Source organism: Pantoea sp. CTOTU50773 (assembly GCF_032082325.1).
GTDB classification, from domain to species: domain Bacteria; phylum Pseudomonadota; class Gammaproteobacteria; order Enterobacterales; family Enterobacteriaceae; genus Pantoea; species Pantoea communis.
On record NZ_DAMDQC010000015.1, the window covers coordinates 24899 to 50091 of the forward strand.

The 25193-nt window shown below is 52.2% G+C and carries 30 protein-coding genes and 1 tRNA gene; 10 read left to right on the forward strand and 21 right to left on the reverse strand.

Translation table 11 applies throughout. The features are described from left to right. Nucleotides 1–20: 20 nt before the first annotated feature. On the forward strand, nucleotides 21–698 hold the full coding sequence (ybiX, locus tag RT340_RS04120; RefSeq protein WP_097116735.1) for a PKHD-type hydroxylase YbiX: 678 nt from the start codon (nucleotides 21–23) through the stop codon (nucleotides 696–698). 253 nt (nucleotides 699–951) lie between these two features. Here ybiX and RT340_RS04125 read toward each other — a convergent pair. From RT340_RS04125 to RT340_RS04135, 3 genes are all read right to left on the reverse strand, one after another. After that, nucleotides 952–1027: transfer RNA gene (locus RT340_RS04125), tRNA-Asn, on the reverse strand. Between the two features lie 103 nt (nucleotides 1028–1130). Continuing rightward, nucleotides 1131–1898, reverse strand: a complete 768-nt coding sequence (gene mtfA, locus RT340_RS04130; RefSeq protein ID WP_283215413.1) for a DgsA anti-repressor MtfA — start codon at nucleotides 1896–1898, stop codon at nucleotides 1131–1133. A 170-nt stretch (nucleotides 1899–2068) separates the two neighbouring features. Next, entirely contained in the window at nucleotides 2069–2749 is a 681-nt protein-coding gene (locus tag RT340_RS04135) for a hypothetical protein (protein ID WP_034824525.1), read from the reverse strand. Nucleotides 2750–3338: 589 nt separating this feature from the next. Between RT340_RS04135 and RT340_RS04140 the strand changes: the two genes are divergently transcribed. Both RT340_RS04140 and RT340_RS04145 read left to right on the forward strand, forming a co-directional pair. Further along, nucleotides 3339–4037, forward strand: coding sequence for a phosphohydrolase (locus tag RT340_RS04140; RefSeq protein ID WP_211728372.1), 699 nt, complete (start codon nucleotides 3339–3341; stop codon nucleotides 4035–4037). Between the two features lie 76 nt (nucleotides 4038–4113). Then, entirely contained in the window at nucleotides 4114–4362 is a 249-nt protein-coding gene (locus tag RT340_RS04145; protein WP_211728373.1) for a hypothetical protein, read from the forward strand. A 48-nt stretch (nucleotides 4363–4410) separates the two neighbouring features. Here RT340_RS04145 and RT340_RS04150 read toward each other — a convergent pair whose 3' ends face one another. Further along, the gene (locus RT340_RS04150) at nucleotides 4411–6012 is read right to left on the reverse strand and encodes a methyl-accepting chemotaxis protein (protein WP_313374310.1); all 1602 of its coding nucleotides are present in this window, start codon (nucleotides 6010–6012) and stop codon (nucleotides 4411–4413) included. Between the two features lie 122 nt (nucleotides 6013–6134). Then, entirely contained in the window at nucleotides 6135–7535 is a 1401-nt protein-coding gene (gene dcm, locus RT340_RS04155; protein ID WP_313374312.1) for a DNA (cytosine-5-)-methyltransferase, read from the reverse strand. Between the two features lie 127 nt (nucleotides 7536–7662). On the opposite strand from dcm, the gene RT340_RS04160 reads away from it, so the two are divergent. Further along, nucleotides 7663–8139: a very short patch repair endonuclease gene (locus RT340_RS04160; protein ID WP_097116783.1), complete on the forward strand. Its 477-nt coding sequence runs from the start codon at nucleotides 7663–7665 to the stop codon at nucleotides 8137–8139. Between the two features lie 153 nt (nucleotides 8140–8292). On the opposite strand, the gene RT340_RS22575 is transcribed toward RT340_RS04160, so the two are convergent. Next, nucleotides 8293–8421 (reverse strand): Vmc-like lipoprotein signal peptide domain-containing protein, encoded by a 129-nt coding sequence (locus RT340_RS22575; RefSeq protein WP_353604531.1) that lies wholly within the window; start codon nucleotides 8419–8421, stop codon nucleotides 8293–8295. A gap of 75 nt (nucleotides 8422–8496) precedes the next feature. Between RT340_RS22575 and RT340_RS04170 the strand changes: the two genes are divergently transcribed. The 4 genes from RT340_RS04170 (at nucleotide 8497) to dgcQ (ending at nucleotide 11723) form a co-directional block, all read left to right on the forward strand. Continuing rightward, the gene (locus tag RT340_RS04170; RefSeq protein ID WP_034824501.1) at nucleotides 8497–9408 is read left to right on the forward strand and encodes a DUF808 domain-containing protein; all 912 of its coding nucleotides are present in this window, start codon (nucleotides 8497–8499) and stop codon (nucleotides 9406–9408) included. A gap of 36 nt (nucleotides 9409–9444) precedes the next feature. Continuing rightward, the gene (locus RT340_RS04175) at nucleotides 9445–9579 is read left to right on the forward strand and encodes a hypothetical protein (protein ID WP_255253243.1); all 135 of its coding nucleotides are present in this window, start codon (nucleotides 9445–9447) and stop codon (nucleotides 9577–9579) included. A gap of 180 nt (nucleotides 9580–9759) precedes the next feature. Continuing rightward, entirely contained in the window at nucleotides 9760–9939 is a 180-nt protein-coding gene (locus RT340_RS04180; protein WP_034824498.1) for a YodC family protein, read from the forward strand. Nucleotides 9940–10070: 131 nt separating this feature from the next. Beyond that, entirely contained in the window at nucleotides 10071–11723 is a 1653-nt protein-coding gene (dgcQ, locus tag RT340_RS04185) for a cellulose biosynthesis regulator diguanylate cyclase DgcQ (protein WP_097116785.1), read from the forward strand. Here dgcQ and RT340_RS04190 read toward each other — a convergent pair. From RT340_RS04190 to yodD, 3 genes are all read right to left on the reverse strand, one after another. Further along, complete coding sequence (locus tag RT340_RS04190) at nucleotides 11720–12940, reverse strand: glycosyl transferase (RefSeq protein ID WP_313374319.1); 1221 nt, start codon at nucleotides 12938–12940, stop codon at nucleotides 11720–11722. The two genes, dgcQ and RT340_RS04190, sit on opposite strands and share 4 nt — an antisense overlap. A 23-nt stretch (nucleotides 12941–12963) precedes the next feature. After that, complete coding sequence (locus RT340_RS04195; RefSeq protein ID WP_097116786.1) at nucleotides 12964–13761, reverse strand: mannosyl-3-phosphoglycerate phosphatase-related protein; 798 nt, start codon at nucleotides 13759–13761, stop codon at nucleotides 12964–12966. A gap of 360 nt (nucleotides 13762–14121) precedes the next feature. After that, on the reverse strand, nucleotides 14122–14355 hold the full coding sequence (gene yodD / locus RT340_RS04200; RefSeq protein WP_038646324.1) for a YodD family peroxide/acid resistance protein: 234 nt from the start codon (nucleotides 14353–14355) through the stop codon (nucleotides 14122–14124). A gap of 319 nt (nucleotides 14356–14674) precedes the next feature. On the opposite strand from yodD, the gene RT340_RS04205 reads away from it, so the two are divergent. Both RT340_RS04205 and dsrB read left to right on the forward strand, forming a co-directional pair. Continuing rightward, entirely contained in the window at nucleotides 14675–14833 is a 159-nt protein-coding gene (locus tag RT340_RS04205; RefSeq protein ID WP_034824466.1) for a YqaE/Pmp3 family membrane protein, read from the forward strand. A 67-nt stretch (nucleotides 14834–14900) separates the two neighbouring features. Next, the gene (dsrB, locus tag RT340_RS04210; RefSeq protein WP_160832784.1) at nucleotides 14901–15095 is read left to right on the forward strand and encodes a protein DsrB; all 195 of its coding nucleotides are present in this window, start codon (nucleotides 14901–14903) and stop codon (nucleotides 15093–15095) included. A gap of 78 nt (nucleotides 15096–15173) precedes the next feature. Here the strand turns inward: dsrB and RT340_RS04215 are convergent, their stop codons facing one another. The 12 genes from RT340_RS04215 to RT340_RS04270 all read right to left on the reverse strand — a co-directional run. Then, the gene (locus RT340_RS04215) at nucleotides 15174–16880 is read right to left on the reverse strand and encodes a methyl-accepting chemotaxis protein (protein WP_097116788.1); all 1707 of its coding nucleotides are present in this window, start codon (nucleotides 16878–16880) and stop codon (nucleotides 15174–15176) included. 176 nt (nucleotides 16881–17056) lie between these two features. Next, entirely contained in the window at nucleotides 17057–17692 is a 636-nt protein-coding gene (gene rcsA / locus RT340_RS04220) for a transcriptional regulator RcsA (protein ID WP_097116789.1), read from the reverse strand. A gap of 629 nt (nucleotides 17693–18321) precedes the next feature. Continuing rightward, the gene (gene fliR / locus RT340_RS04225) at nucleotides 18322–19110 is read right to left on the reverse strand and encodes a flagellar biosynthetic protein FliR (protein ID WP_160832785.1); all 789 of its coding nucleotides are present in this window, start codon (nucleotides 19108–19110) and stop codon (nucleotides 18322–18324) included. Continuing rightward, nucleotides 19110–19379: a flagellar biosynthesis protein FliQ gene (fliQ, locus tag RT340_RS04230; RefSeq protein WP_034824451.1), complete on the reverse strand. Its 270-nt coding sequence runs from the start codon at nucleotides 19377–19379 to the stop codon at nucleotides 19110–19112. The genes fliR and fliQ overlap by 1 nt, the downstream gene beginning before the upstream one ends. Nucleotides 19380–19456: 77 nt before the next feature. Further along, complete coding sequence (gene fliP / locus RT340_RS04235) at nucleotides 19457–20188, reverse strand: flagellar type III secretion system pore protein FliP (protein ID WP_034825234.1); 732 nt, start codon at nucleotides 20186–20188, stop codon at nucleotides 19457–19459. Beyond that, nucleotides 20188–20583, reverse strand: a complete 396-nt coding sequence (gene fliO / locus RT340_RS04240; protein WP_034824448.1) for a flagellar biosynthetic protein FliO — start codon at nucleotides 20581–20583, stop codon at nucleotides 20188–20190. The genes fliP and fliO overlap by 1 nt, the downstream gene beginning before the upstream one ends. Before the next feature lie 2 nt (nucleotides 20584–20585). After that, complete coding sequence (gene fliN, locus RT340_RS04245; protein WP_034824445.1) at nucleotides 20586–20993, reverse strand: flagellar motor switch protein FliN; 408 nt, start codon at nucleotides 20991–20993, stop codon at nucleotides 20586–20588. Continuing rightward, nucleotides 20986–21993: a flagellar motor switch protein FliM gene (gene fliM / locus RT340_RS04250; RefSeq protein WP_097116791.1), complete on the reverse strand. Its 1008-nt coding sequence runs from the start codon at nucleotides 21991–21993 to the stop codon at nucleotides 20986–20988. Before fliM ends, fliN begins: the two co-directional genes overlap by 8 nt. 4 nt (nucleotides 21994–21997) lie before the next feature. After that, nucleotides 21998–22483 (reverse strand): flagellar basal body-associated protein FliL, encoded by a 486-nt coding sequence (gene fliL, locus RT340_RS04255; RefSeq protein WP_097116792.1) that lies wholly within the window; start codon nucleotides 22481–22483, stop codon nucleotides 21998–22000. 130 nt (nucleotides 22484–22613) lie between these two features. Next, nucleotides 22614–23897 (reverse strand): flagellar hook-length control protein FliK, encoded by a 1284-nt coding sequence (locus RT340_RS04260; protein ID WP_313374333.1) that lies wholly within the window; start codon nucleotides 23895–23897, stop codon nucleotides 22614–22616. Then, nucleotides 23894–24337 (reverse strand): flagellar export protein FliJ, encoded by a 444-nt coding sequence (gene fliJ / locus RT340_RS04265; protein ID WP_038646338.1) that lies wholly within the window; start codon nucleotides 24335–24337, stop codon nucleotides 23894–23896. The genes RT340_RS04260 and fliJ overlap by 4 nt, the downstream gene beginning before the upstream one ends. A 23-nt stretch (nucleotides 24338–24360) precedes the next feature. Next, the coding region (locus RT340_RS04270; RefSeq protein WP_313374336.1) for a FliI/YscN family ATPase at nucleotides 24361–25193 on the reverse strand (833 nt) is incomplete at its 5' end.

Sequence of the window (25193 nt, forward strand, 5' to 3'; positions counted from 1 at the left end):
ATTTATGAGAGAACACCGCGATGATGTATCACATTCCTGCAGTGCTGACGCCTGAAGAGGTGGCAAATTTCAGTTCGCTGCTGCAACAGGCCGAATGGATTGACGGACGCGCCACGGTGGGCAGCCAGGGCGCAACGGTAAAAAATAATCAGCAGATTGATACGCGTACGCCGCTTTATGATCGGTTGCAAACAGCAGTGATGCAGGCTTTGAACAACAACCCGCTGTTCTTTTCTGCTGCACTGCCGCGCTCTATTTCTACACCGCTGTTTAACCGCTATGAACAGGGTGAGACCTACGGTTTTCACGTTGATGGCGCGGTGAGACATAATGGTGCTGCCGGGTGGATGCGAACCGATCTCTCGGCCACGCTGTTTCTCAGTGAACCTGACAGTTATGACGGCGGCGAACTGGTGATTGAAGACACCTATGGTCAGCACAAAGTGAAATTACCTGCCGGCCATCTGGTGCTTTACCCTTCGAGTAGTCTGCACTGTGTTACACCGGTGACGCGCGGTGCGCGCGTGGCTTCGTTTCTGTGGATTCAATCGATGGTGCGTGATGATAAACAACGCGCCATGCTGTTTGAACTGGATCGTAATATCCAAAGCCTCAAAGCGCGTCATGGCGATAGCGAGGAGCTGCTGTCTCTGCTGAACATGTATCACAACCTGCTGCGCGGTTGGACGGAAGTGTAGCGAATGAGGGCAGTTGCCGAGTGCTCGTACACAACCTGATGGCTCAAAGGTTCATTTTTGAACCTTTGGCGTGTTTTCATTGGGAACGTGGGCGTCAAAAATACATAAAAGGGTATGAAAGATTCAAAAATGACCCTTTTGCGATCAGAATCTGGCACAGGATGTCGATGCCAGTTTTTTAGAGACGAGGGAACGCAACGTGATGAAAAGCAAAAAACCCGCTCAGGTTTCCCTGAGCGGGTTTCTCTAAATATGGCTCCTCTGACTGGACTCGAACCAGTGACATACGGATTAACAGTCCGCCGTTCTACCGACTGAACTACAGAGGAATCGTTTGAACGAGGCGCATATTAATGGCACCTCATTAATGTGTCAACAGCTAAAAATACATTTGTATTCAACTGGCTAGCAATAGTACAAAGCGTTCGAGATTTAAGCAGAACCTGCTGCAAGACGCGCCATCGGGTCCTGGCGATAAAACTGCTGTAAGTGGCGATACATCGCAGGGAAGCGATCCGCCAGTAAATCTGGTGCGCTGAAAAAGTACTCCGACAGCACGGCAAAGCATTCGGCGGGATCGCTGGCGGCGTAGGGATCGATGGTTGCCGCCTGTTCGCCGACCAATTCAACCTCTGCTTCGATCTCTTCCATCGCCTGTAGCAGGTCTTTCTCCCATTGGGCGACATCTCGTAAGGGAATGACGGGAATACCGCTGGTGTAGCCACTGCCGCGTGCATCGAGTTTATGCGCAATTTCATGGATGACGAGGTTGTAGCCGGAAAGATCGAAAGAATCCTGTATATCCAACGCGTTTAAGACTACCGGGCCTTGTGTCCAGCTTTGACCGGCATGCACCGCTGGCGCCTGGTGGACTAAGCCGCTGCTGTCTTCCCAACGGTCATCGACATTGAACGGTTCGGGATAAATTAACACTTCATGAAAGCCATCCAGCCACTCCAGACCCAGTTTCAGCACGGGCAGGCAAAACAGCAAGGCAAGACGAGCCAATTGTCGTTCGTCGAGTGGCAATCCATTCAGCAGCGAGATTTTCTTTTGGTGTAGGAAGCGTTGGGCAAGCGCGGTCAGGGCACTTTGCTCATCAGGTGTGAGCAGCGAAAAGATCGGTTGCGCCATTGCCTGTTGCCAGGGAAGCGCTGTGACGGTGGCATCTACCTGCGCATTCCATGGCCATTTGAACATCGCGCGACTCACTCTGCAGGGCTGAAAGGGTTATCCTGACGCGGCAAGATGAAAAATACCAGCGCGGAATCAAAGCCGTGTATTCAATCAGTTACTACAGGGTTTTTCTGTGATTAAGATGGCAAAGCAGGAAAATCACCCTCGCCCGAGCGGGAGAGGGCGGAAGACAGTTAACTCTCGCGTTCAACGCGCTGGAATTCGATCACCCAAACCCACGGGTTCACTTCCCAGCTGGTGGCGCCATACTGCTTTTGCCACGCTTTACGATAGGCTTCTTTCGGGGATTCAGCGTTCATGTTCATCGTGAAGAAGTTATTCAGGAAGTGCGTATCGGTCTGCACGCCCTCAGCCATAATGTCATCTTCGCTAATGTCCTGAATTTTTTCAGCGCGTACCGAGGTAATGGCCAAATCAATACGGCTGGCCCAACGCGGCATATGAATAGCTGTTTGCCAGCCAAACTGCTCGGCATGCTCTACATCCTCATCCAGTTGACCCAGTTCATTGCTGTCAGAACGATATTGACAGAACGCAGGGCTACGGAACGGCAGAGGATCGCGTTCATATTCGGCGAGTTGCTCTTCCGGTACGATGGGGCCGCGCCAGGTTTCACGCACCCACAATCGATCGCCCGCCTGTCCAAAGGGACAGTGAGAGCTGACATCTGCCATCGACATCAATTTATAGCCATGCAGATGGTTGGCGCTAACGTCAAACGCATGGACGCCTTCGTGATGATCCTGACCCGGACCAAAGGCCTGAGTTTTCATGATGCGCCGGGTTTGCGTTTGCTGGCCAACCAACAGGGCGCGGACCCGCTGTTCGGAAAAAAGAATCGGCCGTTCTTTCATTACGTACCTCATGTAGTTTTACTCACCCGGAGAACTCCGACAATCACCTGCAACCGCAGATGAGAGAATTAGCATAATGGGTTTGAATCAATTTGCTTAATAATTTGTCGCCTTACTATCAGGCAATTACTGCGTATTCCGGTTTTAAAAATGGCTCTTAAGCAAAATCCATGCTGTAAGTACCTTTGCAGGTGAGAGAGAGCCAGAAATATTCCCTATACAGTACGTTATAACGGCCTGGATGGGAAACTTTTCAGATTTATCCATGGGCGTTTATCGCTTTTACCCTGAGTTATTAAGCATGTTTAACTGGAATAATTCAAAAGCGTGAATATTGTTGATGGATGAAATAGATTACGCCTGTTTAACAGAGTTATTTAACTTAAATGACGCTAAGGAAATGCCTAAAACGTGATCTCCGCTGGGAAATCGGCATTAACAGCGTTATAACAAGATCGGGATCGCATTTTTACGCTTTGCACATCCAGGAGGGATGTAAAAAAAGTGTCACGATCAGGCCGCTATGATGTCCCCAGGAGCAGCACCCTGAATTGGCGGTGCTTTTATAACAGCAATAAGGAGAAGCACGATGTCACTCACCCGCTGGCAACAACGCTACGAGAACTGGCTGCAGCAGAACTGGCTGCACGACGATAAAGCCCATGATATCGCGCACCTGCGCCGTGTCTGGATAAGCGCCACGCGCATCATGCAGCACAGTGCAGCCGACCCGATGGTGGTCCTCACCGCCTGTTACTTCCATGACGTGGTTAACCTGCCAAAAAACCACCCAGAGCGCCATCTGGCCTCCACCTATGCCGCTGAAGAGACACGTCGAATTCTGCAGCAGGATTTTCCCGACTTCCCACCGGAACTGCTGGATGGCGTCGCCCATGCCGTTCAGGCGCACAGCTTTAGCGCACGTATCACGCCACTGACGCTGGAAGCAAAAATTGTTCAGGATGCCGATCGCCTCGAGTCTTTAGGTGCTATCGGCCTCGCACGTGTTTTCTATACGGCCGGAGCGCTGGGCCGTCCGCTGTTTGATAGCGAAGATCCATTAGGAAAAGAACGTGAATTAGACGATGTGAAATGGACGCTGGACCACTTCCAGAAAAAACTTTTACGCTTGCCAGAAACCATGCAAACCGAAGCGGGGCGCATGTTGGCAGAGCATAATGCCGATTTCCTGGTGCACTATATGGGCAAGCTGTGCGCGGAATTACAGGGCAACCTGACCAGTATTGATGAATCCGTATTAAGGGATTTCAGCCCCATACACTCGTAATATTAAATTTTTATGACAGTCTGTTAACTTTCATCTTCTTCCGCTACGTTGTTGTAAATCAAGAGGGAGTGTGAAGATGACCGAGACCGTTAACTTAACCATTAAAATTGACCCGGCCCTGAAAGAGCACATCAAACAGTTAGCCGCCGATAACCAAATCTCCATGAGTCAGGAGATCGTTAACCGCCTGCAGGCCAGTTTACATGCTGTTGAGCAACCGGCGGTTGATAGTCTGAATACGGAAGAAGCGGTGACCGAGCAGCTCACTGCGTCTGAACTGAAGCAGGTGCGTATGCTGCTGAAGAAAAGCAAAAAGAAGAAATAAGCGACATTTAAAAACCCGTCAACTTGACGGGTTTTTTTATCTTTGTACTCAAGCGGCATCAACGCGGAATTGCTGTGCCCGCTGGGCGAGGCGATCAGAGAGTTCACGCAGTTGCGTAGCCGAATTGACCTGATGGGCGTTGAGCGCTTCGTTTTGCTGTAGCTGATTACTCATCTCCACCACTTCGTGCGCAATTTTACTGACGCGGTGACTTTGCGCAGTGCTATTTTGCTGCAACTCATCGAGCTGCGTTACGACCCCCGAAACCGCACCGCTGATTTGTGTAAACAACACTTCCAGCGCTTTCACTTTGTCAAAACCATCATTCACATGCTGCTGAGTGTGCTGAATTAAACCATCAATCTGACGCGTTGATTCACCACTCTTTTGCGAGAGCAGCCCCATCTCTTTGGCGACAACGGAGAAACTGCGACCGTACGATCCGGCGTGGGCGGATTCAATCGCGGCATTCAACGACAGCAAACGGGTTTGCATCGACAGGCTATCCAGCATGCCCACAATTCCGGCGATATCACCCGAAGCTGTAACGATCTGCTGCATTTTGAGTTCCATATTGTCGACTTCCGTGGCGCAGTTGCGCATCAGAGCATCGGCTGATTGCGCCTCCTGCGTGGCCTGCTGCGAGAACTGCGCACCAATTTCGACTTCTTCAGACACGCGATGTAAACGCTGTGACAGATGGTGGAAGCTGGCATTCTGCGCCTGGTGTTGCTGCATCACCTTTTCATTATGCTGCTGCATATCTTCTGCACCCGCCGCCACGCTCACAGCAACGGTATTAATGTCGCTGACAATCTGCTGCAGACCGAAACGCATTGATTCGATCGACTGAAACAGCTGGCGCGTCTCTAAGCACTGGCGGCGTGGCGTATCATGACTCGGGACTAAATCACCGGTGGCAATCTGCTCCAGCTGCCGGTTGGCACGACGCAGCGGCAACAGCACGCCGCGCATCAACAGACTGGAGGCCAGCACCAGCAGCGCCATCAAAATGGCACTGACGATCAGCGACATGTTGCGACTCTGCTTTAGCGTACTGAGGGTATTTTGATTGACGCTGCTCAACTGATGGTTGGCTTGTTCAATCTCGCTGAACCAGGCATCGTTAAACTGCTGCTGGAATGCCTGCATCGGCACCATAAAGAAGGCATTGATGTCATTGGCCGCTAACCCTTTCAACTGCTCTTGCAAACCCTCCGCTAACATCGCAAAGCCCTGAGCCAGCGGACTGTGTGCTTTAGCATGGTAGGCGGCGAACAGTGCCTGCGCTTTTTTTAACGAATCATCAGAAGCGGCCGCCAGACTTTTCCAGCTATCGACTGAGCCACTTTGCTGATCCTGCATTAAATAGATACCAGCACGGTGGCTGTTATCACTGGCGGTGAGCAATTCGATACGTGCTTTATCCAGCAGGGCCAATCTTTCCCGCAGTTGGTTGGCTTGCTGGAGTGACGTTTGCGTCTGATTAACGTGATTGCTGAGCAGCAGTACGCCCGCGAACTGCAGGAGACAGAACAGCACGATAAACAGCAAAAACTGGTTACGAAGACTGGTGAGCCAAAGCGGCAAGCGCCAGGTAAGACGTGTACGTAAACGCAGCGGTAACGAGATTACAGAAAGGAGTGACATCTAACGCCCCCAAAAATAAAAAGGAGTATTGAGAGTGGGCGTGACAGTTTGGTGACAATAGACGCGTTTCAGCGCAAAACAGCATAATACGCGTCCCTAAAGGAAATTGTGGACCTGTGGCGCTAAGTGTTTTGGCTAAGATGTTGTTCGATAAGCGGCGAAAGTAACTGTGCCACAGCAGCAAAAACCGGGACCACCACGGAGTTGCCAAACTGCTTATATGCCTGGGTATCCGAGACCGGAATACGGAACTGGCTTTGTCCCGGTGCCTCAAATCCCATCAGTCGGGCGCATTCGCGCGGTGTTAACCGACGCGGACGCAGAGCCATATTGCTGGCGTGCTGGAAATCCGCTTCACCTTGCGCTTGATCCCAGCCGCGATCAATCAGGATTTCAGAACCGTCTTTATAGTAGCGCGCGGACAGGGTGCGAACACACACGTTGGGATTACGGGGATCGTTAAGGCCAAAGCCGAAGCCATTACCTTTAGCCTTGTGCTTTTTGGCGTATTGATAGAGATAGTTCCACAGTGTCGGCGACAGGATGTATTTCGCATCTGGCGTCGGCTCCAGCAAGCTTTGCAGCGTGGGCACCTGCTGCGGATAGAGTTGAGAAAGCGCGCGCAGTGAAAAACCGTCGCTCAATCCGGTGTCGCGGCGAATGCCGACCAGCACAATGCGTTCGCGATGCTGCGGCAGGAAATGGCGCGCATCCACCACTTTCGCATCGGGTGTTGCGCTGTCGGCCGCATCGGCAACGTCGTAGCCAAGTTCATCCAGCGTCGCCATAATGATGGCGAAGGTGCGTCCTTTGTCATGACTCTTAAGGTTTTTCACGTTTTCCAGCACGAAGAACGGCGGTTTTTTGGCAGCCAGAATGCGGGCAACATCGAAAAACAACGTGCCCTGCGCTTCACACTCAAAACCGTGCGCACGACCTAACGCATTTTTTTTACTGACACCGGCCAGTGAAAACGGCTGGCAGGGAAAACCCGCCAGCAGCACCTGATGATCGGGGATGGTTTGGTCGATGTGCTGATAAATCGCCTGTTCGTCAGTGAGTCCTGCGGGCTGCGTCACCAAACGAATATCGCTATTGAACTGATGCCGTTGCGGATCGCTATAGTGATTGGCTTTATAAGTACGGACCGCTTCTTTATTCCATTCACTGGTGAACACGCACTGGCCGCCAATTTGCTCGAAACCACGACGAATCCCGCCGATGCCAGCAAACAGATCGACAAATTGAAATTTAGGCGCAGCGTAATGCGCAGGGCGCGAAGGCAACAACGCTTGCAGGCTGCTGACTTCATCGCTGGAAAGGGCAGGAACGGCGCTTTTACCCTGACGAATGCGATTTAGACGCGGCACGCTCCAGTCGCATCCGCCCGCCTCGGTTAAGGTTTGCACCACATCGCGTGCGGCATAGATATCGAGGACCTGCATTAACAGCGATGTGGCGTCATCCGAAGGGGAAGAAAATGAGGAGGGTGAAACCGTCGCGGCGGGATCGATAGCAAGCATGCGTTTTTCCTTAACAGTGAAGCCGCTATGCTATCACTCCTCGCGTCTTCACACACTTGTTGCGCGTGCCTTTCGCTTTCACGCCAAACCGCTAAAGTTGTAGAAGCCCCAATAAAAAGGAGACGCCATGGTCGACGTCCATTCGCAAGCTATTCGCAGCAAAAATATGCGTGCCATTCGCAATCATGACACAGCGATTGAGCAGCGTATCGCGTTGATTTTGAAAGATCGTGGCTTTAACTATCGTGTACAAGATAAAGCGTTGCCGGGTCGGCCAGACTTTGTTTTGCCACACGAGCGGGCGATTATCTTTGTCCATGGCTGCTTCTGGCATCGTCATCACTGCTATTTATTCAAGATGCCCGCCACGCGCACTGAGTTCTGGAACGGCAAAATTAACAGCAACGTTGAACGCGACCGCCGTTATATCGGGCAGTTACAACAAAGCGGCTGGAAAGTACTGATTGTCTGGGAGTGCGCGCTGCGCGGAAAATTGCGCCTGGAAGATGAGGCGTTGATTGAACGACTGGAAGAGTGGCTGCTGGCCGCCATGCACAGTGGCGAAATCGATCATCAAGGCTTGCATCATTATCGTGTTGAATAGCGTGCGATTGTTGCTTTTAGCCGCCATAACGGTTTAGATCTTCTCTTTCTCTGGGACGCGGAATCGAGCCATGAGCAGCATCAAACTGACGGTCAAGCGCCTGTATCAACTCCGTGATGAGCGGATGGTGAACACTCATGCAACGGCACGCATTTATTTAGGCGAGCAACTGGTGGCCACCGAGGAGATCAGCGGAATGACGGAAAGTCCGGTCAGCAAATATGTGCACGCTGGCGATCTTGCCGGGCAAACACTTCGCGTCGAATGGGACTGTGCGGGCATCGCTGATATGTCAGTGACGGCGGTTGAGCGATGCCCCTGTTGTCAGGATCACGAACCGGAATAAGGATAACTATTTTGGCAGGAACCAGTTTACTCACGCTTCTGGATGACATTGCGACGCTGCTTGATGATATTTCAGTGATGGGCAAAGTCGCGGCAAAGAAGACCGCTGGCGTATTAGGTGATGATCTCTCACTCAATGCGCAGCAGGTCACCGGCGTAAAAGCCAACCGTGAATTACCCGTGGTCTGGAGCGTCGCAAAAGGCTCATTTCTTAATAAGTTAATTCTGGTGCCGCTGGCGCTGATTATCTCGGCGTTTGCGCCCTGGCTAATCACACCGCTGTTGATGCTGGGCGGCGCTTACCTTTGCTATGAAGGCGTGGAAAAGGTGCTGCATAGCCTGAATCACGATAAGGCTGAAAGCAGTCCGGAGGCACGTCAACAGCGTCTGGATAAGCTGGCGCAGCAGGATCCGCGCCAGTTCGAAAAAGATAAAGTGAAAGGTGCTGTACGCACAGATTTCATTCTTTCTGCGGAAATTGTGGCAATCACTTTAGGGATTGTCTCTGAAGCGCCGCTGTTGAATCAGGTGCTGATTCTGGCGGGGATTGCGATTCTGGTGACGATTGGTGTTTACGGCATCGTGGCGATGATCGTGAAAATCGACGACCTCGGATACTGGCTGCGGGAAAAGTCCTCCACGCTGGCTCAGGCGACTGGCGGTGCGCTATTGGCGCTGGCCCCCTGGTTGATGAAGGTGTTAACGGTGGTGGGCACGGTGGCAATGTTCCTGGTCGGTGGCGGCATTATTGTGCACGGTATCGCGCCGTTGCATCACGCGATTGAGGAGTACAGCAGCGGCTTCCATGGCGTTATCTCCGCCTTACTGAGCAACGGTGCCAATCTGGTACTCGGCTTTATCATTGGGTCGATCGTGCTGTTGGCGGTAAATCTGGTTGCGAAAGTACGCGGTAAATCGGTATAAAGCGCAGGAATTTATCAATCACGGGTCAGGAGAACGATGATGAACGACGATATGTTTGAATTTGATATCGATGCGCAGCTGGAACAGGCTGAAGCGAAAGCGGCTGAAAAAGCCAATGAAGTCCCGGCTGATATCAGCGACGAAGCGGACTGCGAAGGTTGCAAAATCTGATTTCCCACCCGGGAAAGTGTTTCAAAGCCGATAATAATTTTTATCGGCTTTTTTTATAAACAACATTTTACACTGCTTATTCCGATTTCGTCACAGTAATAACATTATCCTATAGGCGTAAATGGGGTGCAGCTGCTATAACTTTATCCGTTCATTCAACGGAAAAAGGGAGGGCGCGGTATGACCTTTGCGATCAGTGATGAAGTTCAGCACAAAGAGGGCGGACCCACGATGGTGGTGACCGGCTATGCCAGCGGAATGGTAGAGTGTCGTTGGTATGATGGCTACAGCGTGCGACGCGAGGCGTTCCGTAGTGACGAACTGAGTCACTTATCCGGAGCGCGACAGCTGGCCAGCTAAGCGTGTGCGGGACGGTCAATCCGTCCCGTTGCGTTTTTACCTATCTGATTTTCCTTTGATCCCTGCCTGTACGACTTTTCTCCTGCTGACTACACTTTTCGCATCCGCCCTTTATTGAATAACTGTTGCCCATGCCCACTTCGCCTTTGACGCCACGCACAGGTAATCCTTTTTTGCCGGTGCATCTCTGCTTTCTGGCGGTCTTTTTGTTCTCTGCATTTCTTACTGTGCATGAAGCGATTGAGCTAAAAAATAACTATGAGGAGCGTCAGCGCGCACAACTGGCTGAAATCCAGAAAAACCTCGATAGCCGGTTTCAGGAAAGCATCGATGAATTGACGTATTACGAGAGAATGCTCAACTATGCGTTGATGCATCCGCTGGATTCGAGTCAAACGCGCGAAGCCATTACCCGCTTTCAACAATTGCGCCAGCAAACGACCTGGCAGTTAAAGTTGGCCAGCCTGCGCAGTATGCCGTTGAATGGCGTGAGTGACAGTTGGTTAATGCGCGATCCCCTGCTGCTGCGCAACAGCGATCACATCAATGCGGAATTGCGCGCCGCCATGGAATTCAGCTTTATCATGCAGTTCAGCGACCCAGGACAGGATTTTCACTCACGCTTTTGGTATATCTCGCGCGCCGGTTTTTTTATCAGTTCAAGGCCTCCGCAAAGTCCGCAAGAGCTGATAGAAAGCTATACCACCATGACGGAGCGCCCCTATTTTCGCGATCAGGCACCGGATAATCCGCAGCGCGGTCGATTGCGCTGGAGTGAAGCCTATCAGGGTGAATTTAACGAAGGGTTAATGATGACAGTGAGCACGCCGATCGTCAGTCATGGTTACTGGTACGGTGTACTGTCGATGGATTTCACCCAGGCGCGGATACATGGGCTGATGGCCGAAGCACGACACAGCTTGCTACAAGGCAAGTTGCTCATGGTGGACCGCTCGTTAAATGAAATCACTCGCTTGCATGCACCCAACGATGAGCCCTTGACGCCAGAACAGCAGGAGCGTCTGGAGAGCCAAATCCGGCAACTGCCTGGAGGTGTGATGCGCCTTGGCACCCAGTTTGCCAGCTGGAGCAAATTAAAGAATGTGGACGCGTATATCGTAAATATTCAGAGCCTGAGGCAGGGGATGTCACAGGAACTTGGCCGCGTATCGCTGTTCTTGCTCGGCATGTGGTTGCTGTTTGTACTGCTACTGCTGGTCGTGCATCAGGTCATTATTCGTCTGGTGCGCCGTATGGACGATCTCTCCGCCAAACTCACCTGGCGTGCCAATTACGACGGTATGACGCGGTTGCTCAATCGCAATGCGTTCTTTGAACAGTTTGTGGCGATCTCTGCCCGCAGCCAGCAGCAGCAAACGCCCCTCGCGGTGATTCAGTTGGATGTCGATCACTTTAAGAAAGTGAACGATACCTGGGGACATGCGGCAGGCGATCAGGCATTGATTCGGGTGGCGGGCGTGATTAGCCATACGCTGCGTAAGTATGATGTGGCGGGCCGTATCGGCGGAGAGGAGTTTTGTATTGTACTGCCGGAAACTACGTTGGCGGATGCCAGTGCAATTGCGGAACGCATCCGTGCGCGTTTAGCGGCAAAAACGATTCTGGTGAATGCCAGTACCACGTTCAGCGTCACGCTGTCGGCAGGCGTGACCGGCAGCGAAGAGCAGGGCGATTATCATGCCGAAAGCCTGCAAGCCACCGCCGATCGCCGCCTGTATCTGGCGAAAACCGGCGGCCGCAACCGCGTGGTGGCAGAAGATTAAACCTTGCCTTCGTTATCCTCCTCCACCGCCTGATATATGCGCTGCAGGATATCCGGAAACGCCGATTGCACGCGGCTCCAGCTGGGAATGAAAGGTTTCTCATTGGGCCGCTCAATAAAGGATTGCCCGGCATCAAGTATCGCCTGCGTGAACATCTCGACCGCCGCTTCCTCAATATGCTGATCAAACTTCAGGCCATTCATTGTCGCTTCGTGATTGTAGATCTCCATCATATCCAGCGCATTGCGATAATAAGTGGCTTTCAGCACGCGGAATGAGTCACTGGTGAGTGGCACGCCCATGGTCGCCAGCTTGCGCAGCAGCGACTGGACAATATCATTGCTCATGCGTTTCAGGCCGCCGGTGCCATCTTCTTCTGCCAATGGTTGATGTTTATGATCGTAGTTATCGGCAATTTCCACCTGACAGGTTTGTCGCGTGGTGTAGTTGCGATAAATCTCCGACAGCACGCCGATTTCCAGCCCCCAGTCGCCGGGAATTTTGATGCCGTTCAGCACATGGGTGCGCATGGCGAATTCGCCAGACAGCGGATAGCGGAAGCTGGTGAGGTAATCCAGATATTCAGAATGGCCATACACTTTTTGTAGCGAACGCAGCAGCGGGCCGACCAGCAAGCGGCCTACGCGACCATTAAGCTTGCCGTCCGCAACGCGCGCGTAGAACCCTTTGCAGAACTCATACTGGAAAGCTGGATTGGCAAGCGGATAGAGCAAGCGCGCCAGCATGCTGCGCTCATAGGTGAGGATATCGCAGTCATGCAGCGCCACGCACTGGGTGCGATCCGAGGCCAGCGTATACCCGGTGCAGAACCACACGTTGCGTCCTTTACCCGGCTGGCTAGGCGACAACCCTTCTTTATCCAGTTCAGCATCCAGCGCTTTCAATCGCGGTCCATCATTCCACAGGATGCGATGGCGTTGTGGCAAACGAGAAAAGAACTCACGAGCAAACAGAAACTGGTCGCGGTCAGCACGATCGAGACCGATGACGATCTCATCCAGATAAGGCACTTTGGCCAGCTCATTGACGATGTTATCCAGCGCCGGACCTTCCAGTTCTGAGAACAGGGAAGGCAGGATTAGCCCCATTTTGCGTTTACGCGCGAAACGTACCATCTCTTTTTCCAGCGATTCAACGCTGCGTTGGGTGAGATTATGAAAGTTAGTAATGACACCATTTTGGTAAAAATCACTCATTTTCTCATCCTTAGGTCAGAGAGTTATTCGGGTTGCGCGAGAAAATAGTCCAGCCCTTCACGCCAGCCCAGCGGGCCAGCATGCGCGGTGTGATAGACATTTTGTTGATCGCGGCGCGTGAGGATCACCGGGGTTTTACTGAATCCTTTAATCACTACGGCATAATCGACCTGCTCCAGCATCGGCACATCATTGGGGCCATCACCGAGGCCGAGGGTGGTCCGCTTCTCTCCACTGCGCTGTTCGAGATGCTGCTGCAGCTGCTGCAGTGCGATGCCTTTACCGCAGCCCGCGGGCATCACATGCCAGAATCGTCCCCCCTGGGTGAGCGCCAGGTTGTGTTCCGCCAGCGCCATACGAAAATCCTCCAGCTTTTCACTATCATCGCGCCAGAGTATGACTTCTGAAGCATTGCGCAGTCGGCTCTGGCTGGCTTCGGCCAGGGTTAATCCGGTGAAGCGGGCCACTTCCGCATCGCTAAAATCGTGAAAACCGCTGAAGCGGAAAGTGGATTGCAGGGTTTTCAACCAGCGGCACAGCGCAAGATAGTGTTCACCCGGTTCCTCCGCTGCAATCTGCTCGCCATCAAAAGCGATAAACGCCCCGTTTTCAGCGATGAAAGGGGTACCGGAAAGACCCAGGCGTTTCTGTAAGGGGATCATTTCAGCGGCCGTTTTACTGGAACAGAACACCACGGGAATCGCCTGCTGTTTGAGGCGCTGCAACCATTCACTGGCGGCATCCCAGTTGTAGTCATGATGATCCAATAGCGAGCCATCGAGATCGGTCACAATCATCAGCGACGAGTTAAGTCTGAGCATCTACACACTCCTTACGCCAGGCGCGTCCGTAAAGCAGAGAGTAATCAGTATAATAGCGTTATGAAGATCACACTTTTTTGCGAGTCTGCTGCGTCAATTTCCAGGATAAATCTTAAATCCACAGGGTAACGATTAGGGACGTGCACACATTGCGCATAAAAGAAACACAGTAGGCACACGGTGTTTTCGGTAACAAATGGGGAAGGTCATGCTTTTTTGTTCGTTTTACATGCAAGATTGGGACTTGTCTTGTGTTGACTAAAGCGTAGTCTGACTCAGGTGTTAAGAATTTCCTGGTGTAACGAATTCACTGATTTATTTTACCCGGCCATCCCGCCGGGTATTTTTTTGAAATCGATTTCAACGGTTAACTTCAGTGATCGAGAAGTCACGGATATCGAGTTCAAATGCTTCAGCCAGCTCGATATAAGAGTCATAGGCTTCACCATTCACTTTCACCCGGTGAGCGTGTTCCGCTTCCATGAACTCTTTAACCTCGCCTGAGGTTTTCTTCTGAATCGCTTCCAGCAATGCTTCAACGTCAATGTTCACTTCGCGCTGCACGTTGTCACTGTACTCTTTTGCGGTTGTCATGGTCGGCCTCCCAGAGGCGATGAGATTCTATATCAGTATAGACAACGGGAAGAATGGGCAGGAAAGGGCAGATTTCAGGCAAAAAAAAAGCCCGCGCTGCGCGGGCAAAAATCCTTGTTACTTTTAGGTTGACTGCGCCTTTGGGGTTGGTGCAGTACGAAGAAGTGTACGGGCTACCCGCGTCAGAAGTCTCTCTGCGTACTGTTAAGAAAGTGAAAAGCCGCGGTTTGACAGAACTTTACCCGTCTGTCATCTCATCAATCGAATCAGCGGCTATGCTTAAAGCTTGACGATAAAGAAGTGATATCAGGGAGTTAGTATGGATTTTATTCGAATTGTGATTGCGATTTTACTGCCACCGCTGGGTGTATTTCTGCAGGTGGGCTTTGGCGGTGCCTTCTGGCTGAATATCCTGCTCACGTTGTGCGGTTATATCCCGGGCATTGTGCATGCAGTGTGGGTCATCGCCCGACGCTGATCCGGATCAGGCAGCCGCCATTTTCTTCCGTTACACTGTATTCAGGACAATATCTGGAGAGTAATCAATGCAGGTGAATGACCGCGTAACGGTAAAAACCGATGGCGGCCCACGTCGCGTGGGTACGGTACTGGCAGTTGAAGGTTTTAATGAAGGGACCATGTACCTGGTGGCGCTGGAGGATTATCCGCTGGGGATTTGGTTCTTTAATGAAAGCGACCATGCGGAAGGGGTGTTTGTTGAGCCCTACGAGCAAGCTTAAGACTGCATAAAAAAATCAGGTGCACATAAGGTGCACCTGATGCATATCAACCCCTGCCATCAATGACGGCGAGAAGGTTTAGAACGTTTCCCAGTTGTCATTACTGTTTGCCGCTGCCAATGCTGGACGCGGTGTCAGCGTCGGGGCCTTCAGGGTGCCTGATGAAGGTGCCATCACTCGCGATGCGGGTGAATCGTTAAGTTTAAATGCCGCCACGGCCTGTGTCAGACGACCCGCCTGATCTTCCAGCGAGGCGGCCGCTGAAGAGGCCTCTTCCACCAGCGAGGCGTTCTGCTGCGTCACGTTGTCCATCTCGGTAACCGCCAGACTCACCTGCTGAATGCCACGGCTCTGCTCATCGGAGGCGGCGGCAATTTCCGACATTATATCGGTGACGCGACGCACCGCCTCGACGATCTCACCCATGGTTGAGCCGGCTTCACCCACCTGATGTGAACCGTTATTAATCAGATCAACCGACTCGGCAATCAGCGTTTCAATCTCTTTCGCGGCCTGGGCACTGCGCTGGGCCAGATTGCGTACTTCGCTCGCTACGACGGCGAAACCACGTCCTTGCTCACCAGCACGCGCTGCTTCTACCGCCGCGTTCAGCGCCAGGATGTTGGTCTGGAAGGCGATACTGTTAATGACGTTGGTGATCTCAGCAATTTTCTTCGAGCTGCCAGAGATATTGTTCATGGTTTTCACCACGCCATGCACCAACTCACCACCGCTACGGGCTTTGCCGGAAGCATCCGCAGCCAGTTGACTGGCATGATGGGCGTTCTCCGCATTTTGCTTCACGGTCGCGGTAAGCTGTTCCATGCTGGCAGCGGTTTGCTCCAGCGCGGAGGCCTGCTCCTCAGTGCGTGAAGACAAATCGGTGTTACCGGCTGAGATCTCGCTGGAACCCTGATAGATGGCAACGGCGCCTTCGCGGACGGTGCCTACGGTACGCACCAGTGCGGCCTGCATCAGTTGCAGATTATGCAACAGGCTACCGATCTCGCTACGGCCATACGCTTGTTCCGGTGCGGTCAGATCGCCCTGCGCAATACGCTCAATACGCTCAACCGACTGACGCAGCGGGCTGATCACCACACGGCGGAGGAAGACGAAGGTGAGGAGCACCAATACCAGTGCAGCAGCAAAGGCCACAGCCATGGCAATAAAGCCAACGCGGGACTGGTGCGCAGCTTCCGCGTTGATCGCTTCGGCACGGTCAGTACGAATTTTTATCGCTTTCAGTAATACCGCGTTATACGCATCATCCAACTTGCGTGTCACGTCGGTTTCCTGCGCCACGATCCCTTCGAAGCTGCCTTGCTTAGCCGACTCAATCATCGGCTTCAATCCCTTGTCGATATAGTCATTGAATGCCGCGGTGAGTGGCGCATCCAGCGCGATATCCTCCGGCGTTTTCGCCTTGCGGTCCATGTAAGTTTTAAAACCGTCACGCGCTTGCTTGATGCGGGTCTCCGTGCGCGCCAGATCGGCACGATAGCCGTCCATTTCACCGATGCGGGCAGCGGCGCCGGATTGCAGCACGTTCAGACGAGCGGTACGCAAATGGTTTGAGCTATTAGAGATGCCCATACGGATTTGAATTTCATCCGTCGCATCGTTGAGGGAATTATTACTCTGGATTAAAAAATAGCTGGCGAGGCCGATACACAGGGCAAAAAGCAGCAGAATGCCACCAAAGATCATGCTGAAAAGAGGCATCAGGCGCAGGTTCTGCCAGATGCTGAGCTTATATTGCTCATCAATCGATGCTGTTTTCATATCCTTGCTCTCATTTTGGGTAGGTGTTCTGAGAACAAGCATCGGCAGTTTAGGCTAAAGGATTAGGGGGCGAAGTGAGACCTGGCTCGCAGATCCAGGCAAAACGACAAAGGGCCAATCTGCGGATTGGCCCTTTGTCGGCTACGGCTATTTACTCAAACTGTTTACATGCAGAACTATCGCACGTTGACATAAATACCGGAGGTCACATTATCGGTCAGTCGCACCACATGATAAATAACCTGTTTATTATGTGTCTTAATTTTGCGTTTTATATTACCTTTGTGTGACGATACCGTTTTGGCTTTAATTTGCATCTTGTCTGAAATTTGAATGGTGTCATGTCCTGACATCCACATTTTCAGCATATTTGATTCAGTCTGACTTAATGTCAGTGGGTGAACATCCAGGCCTGCTGAAATACGCGGGGTAGCGCTGAGTTTCTTTTGCAGGTAAGTGCCGAGCAGTGAATCCAGAGTCGAGGTTTTTACCGATTTTGACGTAATAATCAGGTTCTTACGAACGTAGAGGTATTCCTCAAAATGGATATTCGAGATCGCCATAAAGATAAAAAATAGCGTATCTGGATGCTGCATAATAATAGCACGAATACGATCGCTGGAATCGGATTCATGAATGAAGCATTCTTCATTAATAAAAACGACACCAGGCTTTAACTGTTCACATCTTTGTTGCAGTTGTTCAATATCAGAGACCGGAGTAATATTTTTCTTTTTAACTCCTTTGGCCGACATATAGTCTGATAATCCCAGGCGTGTGTAGTTACATGAATCCATAATAATCGTTGGCATTATAGCGACCCTCACCAATTTGTTATCCGTTTAAATCAACGATGAATACGCGTTTGCGGTACGAGAGAGATTTCCAAAGACACTTTTTTATTCTGCTCGGCAGACTGGCGAATGATATCCGTGCGCCATCATGACTCTATCCCTGAACCCTTCTGCGAAGTTTTTTGTGTTACTTCCACGTCACTCTTGTCCCCGCGATAGTGGGAATCGCCGGGAGTTTGCATTAAGTGTGTAATTCGCTCTGTTTTTGAGAGCCCTGTCACTATCGCGCAAGTCACAGACAAATCTGATAGGACAATTCTTAAAAACATTTGAATCGCGAAAGTGTGACGTTTCAGCGAGTGTTGACAATGCCGGAAAAAAGGGATTTAGACAAGAAAAATCGCTGCAATATTTTTTTTGTTTAAAAACAGCCCTTTGAGCATTTATTCAACCAATTCTCAAGGTTTATCACCTTAGGAATCGTCTGACTAAAATACGCGAAGCGCCGTTTAATAAGAATAATTTTCCCAAGAAATGCGCATTTATCAGAATAACCTCAGTTGATTTCTGAGAAATATGGTTCGAAAAATGCACAGATTGATTTTGAATACTTAACTATCGCATAAGAACTTCTACAGAAACGTTAATTAGCGTGCGCGGGAGAGTTCTGAGACAAACTGGGCGAGTAAATCAAAGACTTCGCCGAAGAGATGTTCGCAGAAGGGGGCGAGTAGCGGCATCATCATACCCAGACTGAGGATCCCTACCGTTAAGGTAATCGGAAAGCCGATCGCGAAAACCGAGAGTTGTGGTGAAACACGGTTTAACAAACCTAGTGCCATGTTTAGCGTGAGCAATAAAACAATTAAGGGTAGCGCTAACATCATGCCATTAAGGAAAATTAACCCGGCGGACTTCACCAGCGCCATAAAAGCATTGGCGTTGAGGGGTTGATCGTTAATCGGCAGAGTATGAAAACTGTCCACCAGCAGCGAAATCAGCCACAAGTGTCCGTTGAAGGTCAGAAACAGCAGCATGGCCAGCATATCGAGAAAACGCGCCAGCACGGGCATGTTAAGGCGGCTGCCAGGATCAAAGAAGGTGGCAAAGGATAAGCCCATCTGTAATCCCACGACTTCACCGGCCATACGCACCGCGGCAAACGCCAGTTGCATCGTCAGGCCAATCCCCACACCAATCAGTAATTGCTGTAACAGGATCCAGAAACCCGCAGGGGTAAATAACGTGACTTCCACCGGAGGCAACACGGGAATGACGATCCAGGTCGTCAATACCGCGAGGCCCACTTTCACGCGCTTGGGAATGGATTTCTCACTCAGCACCGGCGCACTGGCAAAGAGTGCCAGCAAACGTACCATCGGCCAGAAAAATTGCGCGACCCAATGGACCAGCTGGCTGCTATCGAGGTTAATCATCAGCCGATGATATAAGGTAAGTTGGTCAACAGATTACGCATGTAATCCAGTATCAGGTTCAGCATCCACGGGCCGGCAATCACCGCGGTGGCGGCAACGGCAAGGATCTTAGGAATAAAGGAGAGTGTCTGTTCGTTGACCTGCGTGGCCGCCTGTAACAGGCTGATGATCAGACCGCTGACCAGTGCCGCCAGCAACAGCGGGGCGGCGAGCATCAGGGCAATTCGCATTGCTTCCTGGCCGATGACCATAACCGATTCGGGTGTCATGCTGCGCTCCTGGCGTTATATGTTTCGGCCTTCAGGCCGACCGGATTGAGAGTTGCCATCGACTTCCAGGTGTGCCGCTAGGAGTAGAAACTTTGTGCCAGTGAACCCACCAGCAGCTGCCAGCCATCCACCAACACAAACAACATCAGCTTGAATGGCAGAGAAATGGTCGCCGGCGGCACCATCATCATCCCCAGCGCCATCAGCACGCTGGCGACCACCAGGTCGATGATCAGGAACGGGATGAACACAGTAAAACCAATCTGGAAAGCGGTTTTCAGTTCACTGGTGACGTAAGCCGGCAGCAAAATGCGCATCGGTACGGCTTCCGGACCTTGAATCGGCGCGGTGTTGGCAAGACGAGCAAACAGCGCTAAATCGGCTTCACGCGTCTGACGCAGCATAAACTCACGCAGCGGTTGAGCGCCTTTGTCAATCGCTACGTCCATGCTGATTTTGTCCTGACTGAACGGCAAATAGGCGTCGCTATAAATCTTGTCGAAGGTCGGCGCCATAATAAAGAAGGTTAAAAACAGCGCAAGGCCAAGCAAAACCTGATTGGGGGGGGCAGAAGGCGTGCCTAAGGCGTTACGCAGCAAGCCAAAAACAATAATGATGCGGGTGAAGCTGGTCATCATCAGCAAGATGGCCGGAATAAAGGTCAGCGAGGTGATAAACACCAGCGTCTGCACCGGCAGCGACCAACTCTGGCCGCCATTCGCCAATGGCTGACTGACCAGACCAGGCAATTGCGCATGGGCAACCGGTGCCAGCAACAGCAGCGGCAAGAGGGGAAGCAATCGACGCATCATTGGGGTTTTCCGGGACGTTTAACCAGATTCTGGAACAGCTGACGAAAATCCTGCGGCGCCACGGTTTTGTTCACCAGCTCTTCAGGTGGCAGCGGTGGCAGCGAATGCAGATGGGTAATTTGCTGGGCGGTGACGCCCAGCACTAAACGCGCATCGGCGGTGTCAACAATCACCACCCGCTCCTGACGACCCACCTGCACGCTGGCGCTAATTTTCAGCGCCTGGGTGTTGACGGTTTTGGGCGCAAAGCCAAGGCGTTTTGCCAGCCAGCCACAGGCCAGAATCAGCAGAACAATCACTGCCAGCACGCTGCTGACTTGCCCAATCACCGAACCGGTAGAGACCACCGGCTGGCTATGAACAGGCTGGCCAATTTGCGCGTTTTTTAACATGCTTAACGGCTCAGACGACGCATACGTTCAGATGGCGTAATAATGTCGGTGATACGCACGCCATATTTGTCGTTCACGACGACGACTTCGCCCTGCGCAATCAGGTAACCATTGATCAAGATATCCAGTGGTTCACCGGCCAGGCCATCCAGAGCCACCACGGAACCCTGCGTCAGGCGCAGCAGCTCTTTGATGGTCATCTTGGTGCGACCCAGTTCCACGGTGAGTTTGACCGGGATATCCATAATCAGATCGATGTCTTGCAGCGAGCCACTGGCACCGTTGCTTTCAAACGATTTGAAAACGTTCTCGGTTGGATCAGGCGTGCTGGTGGTTGCCTGCTCGTTCATTGCCTCAGCCCACAGGTCGTCCGCAGAAATATCATCGGACGGTTTTTTGCTGTCACTCATCGGGCTGTTCCTCGTTCAGCGAATTCAAAATCGGGTTAATCAGGTGTTCAACACGCAGCGCGTACTGGCCATTCATGGTGCCATATTGGCTGGTCAGCACGGGTACGCCATCGACGTGAGCAATGATGCGGTCCGGCTTCTCAATGGGCAGGACGTCACCAGGTTTCAGTTGCAAAATACGTGACAGGCGCATGGATGTTTCCGCGAAGTGGGCAATCAGCTCCAGCTCCGAGTGCTGCACCTGTTTCACCAGATTGTCGCGCCAGTGCGTATCTTCCTGACGGGAGTTTTCCAGTGGTGGATTGACCAGCAGCTCGCGCAGCGGCTCAATCATTGAAAACGGAATACAGATATTAAATTCACCCACCAGGTTACCAATCTCGACCTGGAACGGGGTGTTGACGACGATATCGTTCGGCGAAGTGGTGATGTTGGTAAATTTCACCTGCATTTCGGAACGAACGTACTCAACATCCAGCGGGTAAATCGCTTTCCAGGCATCGCTGTAACCATCCAGTGCCAGCTTCAGCATGCGACGGATGACGCGTTGCTCGGTATGGGTAAATTCACGGCCTTCCACTTTGGTCGGGAAACGGCCATCACCACCAAACAGGTTATCTACGGCGATAAACACCAGACTCGGTGAAAATACCACCAGCGCAGTACCGCGCAGTGGTTTCAGGTGGATCAGGTTCAGGTTGGTTGGCACCGGTAAATTGCGGGCAAACTCATGGTAAGGCTGAATCTTGATCGTACCGACACTGATATCCGGGCTACGGCGCAGCAGGTTAAACAGCGCCATACGAAAATGACGGGCAAAACGCTCGTTAATGATCTCCAGCGCCTGCAGACGCTCGCGCACCACGCGACGCTGGGTATTGGGATCATAGGGACGGATATCGCCATCGGTCCCTTTGGAACTGTTCTCTACTTCCGTGGTATCACTGTCGCCATTCAGTAGCGCGTCAATTTCAGCCTGGGAGAGAATGCTATCGCCCATTAAATCACCTCAAAATGAAGGCGGTAAACAGCACGTCACTGACAACCTGAGGTGGTTGATTTTTTACCAGCGGTGGTGCCAGCGCTTGTTTAATCTGATCAATCAAAGCCTGTTTGCCTTGTTCAGTTGCAAGCTGTGTAGCACTTTGGCGTGAGAGTAGCAGCAGCAAACGGCTGCGCACCTCAGGCAGGTAATCATTCAACCGACGACGGGTCTCCTCATCCGGCAGACGCAGGGTAAAGCCTACGTACAACACACGGTCGGGATCGTTGTCAGTATTGACCAGGTTAACCGTAAACGTATCCATTGCAAAAAATACAGGGGCGGCCGGTGGCTCTACTTTCGCCGCTTCCGGTTTGTCATCCCCGTGTTTATTCATCATTCGCCAGACTGCATAGCCTGCCACGCTGCAAGCGGCCAGCGTTACAATCAGTAACACCGGTATTAGTAGTGAACGTTTGCGGCCTTTGGCTTTCGCGTTATCAGACATGTTTGCAGTTACTTCCTGTGAATTATGGGCAAGCCTCTCGGCTCGCCTGGACAGATTATCCCGCGTCTTAAGTCAAACAATGGGAAGAAAAGACGCGGGTTTTACGCTTACCTTCAGCGTTTAGCCGCTGTCAGGCAAAGATATCGACAGCGCCGTTACCTGTCGCGCGCGCCTGAAGGGCTGCCGGGACGGCAATAGGCGTTATCTCGTTTTCACTGTCCTGGGAGAGGGTAAAGCTGCCGTGCTGGCCATCACGACGTCCTTCCTGCTGGCCCTGATAATTCTGGCTTTGTGCGAAGGCGTCGCTGCTGACATTACTCTGTCCCAGGTTAATACCGCTCTCCGCCAGCGCACTACGAAGCTGAGGGAGAGCTGCTTCCAGCGCGGCCCTCACTTGGCTGTGGCTGGAAACCATACTTAACTGCGCCTGATCCTTGTCGAGGGTCAGGTTGATCTGGATAGCACCCAAATCTTCGGGATGTAAGCGCAGTTCGGCATTTTGCTGGCCGTTGCGACTGAACATCACGATTTGCTGGCTTAACGCCTGCTGCCACTCATTGCTGCCGAGTTGGGCATTCAGCATCGGCGTCGACGGAGTGGTGCTGGTCGTCGCCGTACTGTTGGTCAGTGTGCTACTGCTGCTGACCGGTGCGCTGGTTAATGCTGTTACCGTGTCGCTCTGAGTATTACGATGTTCTTCCGGTTTGCTGAGCGTGCTCAGCACCTGCTTAAAGCTTTCATCCAGTGACAGTGCGCTGTTGCTGTTACTGCTGCTGGCCGTTGTGCTGGCGGCAGCGGCACTGCTACTGGCTGTCGTTGTACTGACATCACGGCTGACAGCGCTCAGCACATCGCTGGATTTCTTATGAGGCGTACTGTCGGACTGTGCCTCTTGTTCATCTTTCACGGCGTTCTGCAGCGTTCGGCTTAACAATGATCCGTTTAGCGTAGTCTCTGCATCGGCAGAGGTTTTATCCGTGCTGGCGCTGACGGCGCTCTGACTGTTTCGCGCTTCAACCGCAACCGGTAACATCGCGAACAGTGCCTGCACATTCTGTAAGTCGCTGGCACTTAACGAACTTGCTTCAGACTTGTCTTTATCATCGGCTGATTTCAGCGTGGCTTTAGTGTTTTCCGGTTGTAAAAGTGCGTTTAACGCCTCTGGTTTGTCCAGTGCCTGCAATAACGCGCTTAATGACGCTTTTGTGACGCCTTTTTCATCGACTTCTGCTGTCAGATCAGTCGATTGCGTGTTAACACCTTGTTGCTGAGCCAGCGTCAGTAAGCGGTTACCCAGTTCAGTGATAAATCCCTGTGGCAGCGCATCTGTACCCAGTAAATTGTCCGATGCAACAGCACTGTCTGCATCGCTGACTTTAGAGGTTTGCGTAACCATAGTTGGCAGCGTAATCATTCGCCTCTCCTCATAGCGGCCCGTTGGGCAAATTCATCCATCCGTTTCTGATCGAGACGGTTTTCTTGTCGTAATGCGTTTTCGGCAGCGCGAGTGATCAGTGTTTGATACGCATTCAATCGCTTATGCTTTTCTTGCCAGCTGCTCAGCGCCTGATCCAGACGTTGATTCCACTGATTCAGCTGTTGCCGATGCTGTTCAATGGCTTTCTCCAGCGTCTGAATAAACTGGTGGTAATTGGTCCAGCGCAGGCTGGAAATACCGCCTGACATATCGGTGTTGAGCTTATTGCGGTACTCATCCTGATAGTCGAGCAGCATGGTGAGCTGCTCATCCGCCTGCTTTACGCCACGGCGCATGTCACCTAAATGAATCACGGCCTGTTCCAAATCCTGCTCCGCCATATCGCGCAGCTTATCGATAGCACTGGCAGTTTTCATGGCTTACCTCGCTTGGGCTCGCGCTAGCCGAACATGGCCTGCAGGTGCAGACTGGCGTCGTCATAGTCGCTGCGTTCGAAAATACCCTGTTGCAGGAAGGCTTCCATCTCCGGGTAAAGCTTGATGGCTTTATCGAGCATCGGATCGCTTCCAGCGGCATACGCGCCTACACTCACCAGATCGCGGTTGCGCTGGAAACTGGAGAGCAGTTGTTTAAATTGACGCACCCGCGCGTAGTGGGTGTCATCAATTAACGCGGTCATCGCACGACTGATTGAGGCTTCAATATCAATCGCCGGATAGTGACCGGCTTCGGCCAGACGGCGCGACAATACAATGTGACCATCAAGAATGGCGCGCGCCGAGTCGGCAATCGGGTCTTGCTGATCGTCACCTTCGGTAAGCACGGTATAGAAAGCCGTAATCGAACCGCCGCCGTGGGTGCCGTTACCGGCGCGTTCCACCAGGGCGGGGAGCTTCGCGAACACGGAAGGCGGATAACCTTTGGTGGCCGGTGGCTCGCCAATCGCCAGGGCGATTTCACGCTGCGCCATGGCGTAGCGGGTGAGGGAGTCCATGATCAGCAGCACGTGCTGGCCGCGATCGCGAAAATCTTCCGCGATGCGTGTCGCATACGCGGCACCCTGCATACGCAGCAGCGGCGAAACGTCAGCCGGTGCGGCGATCACCACCGAGCGTGCACGGCCTTCTGCGCCGAGGATGTTCTCAATGAATTCTTTGACTTCACGGCCACGTTCACCGATCAGGCCAACCACAATCACATCGGCTTTGGTATAACGCGCCATCATGCCAAGTAACACCGACTTACCGACGCCGGAACCCGCAAACAGGCCCA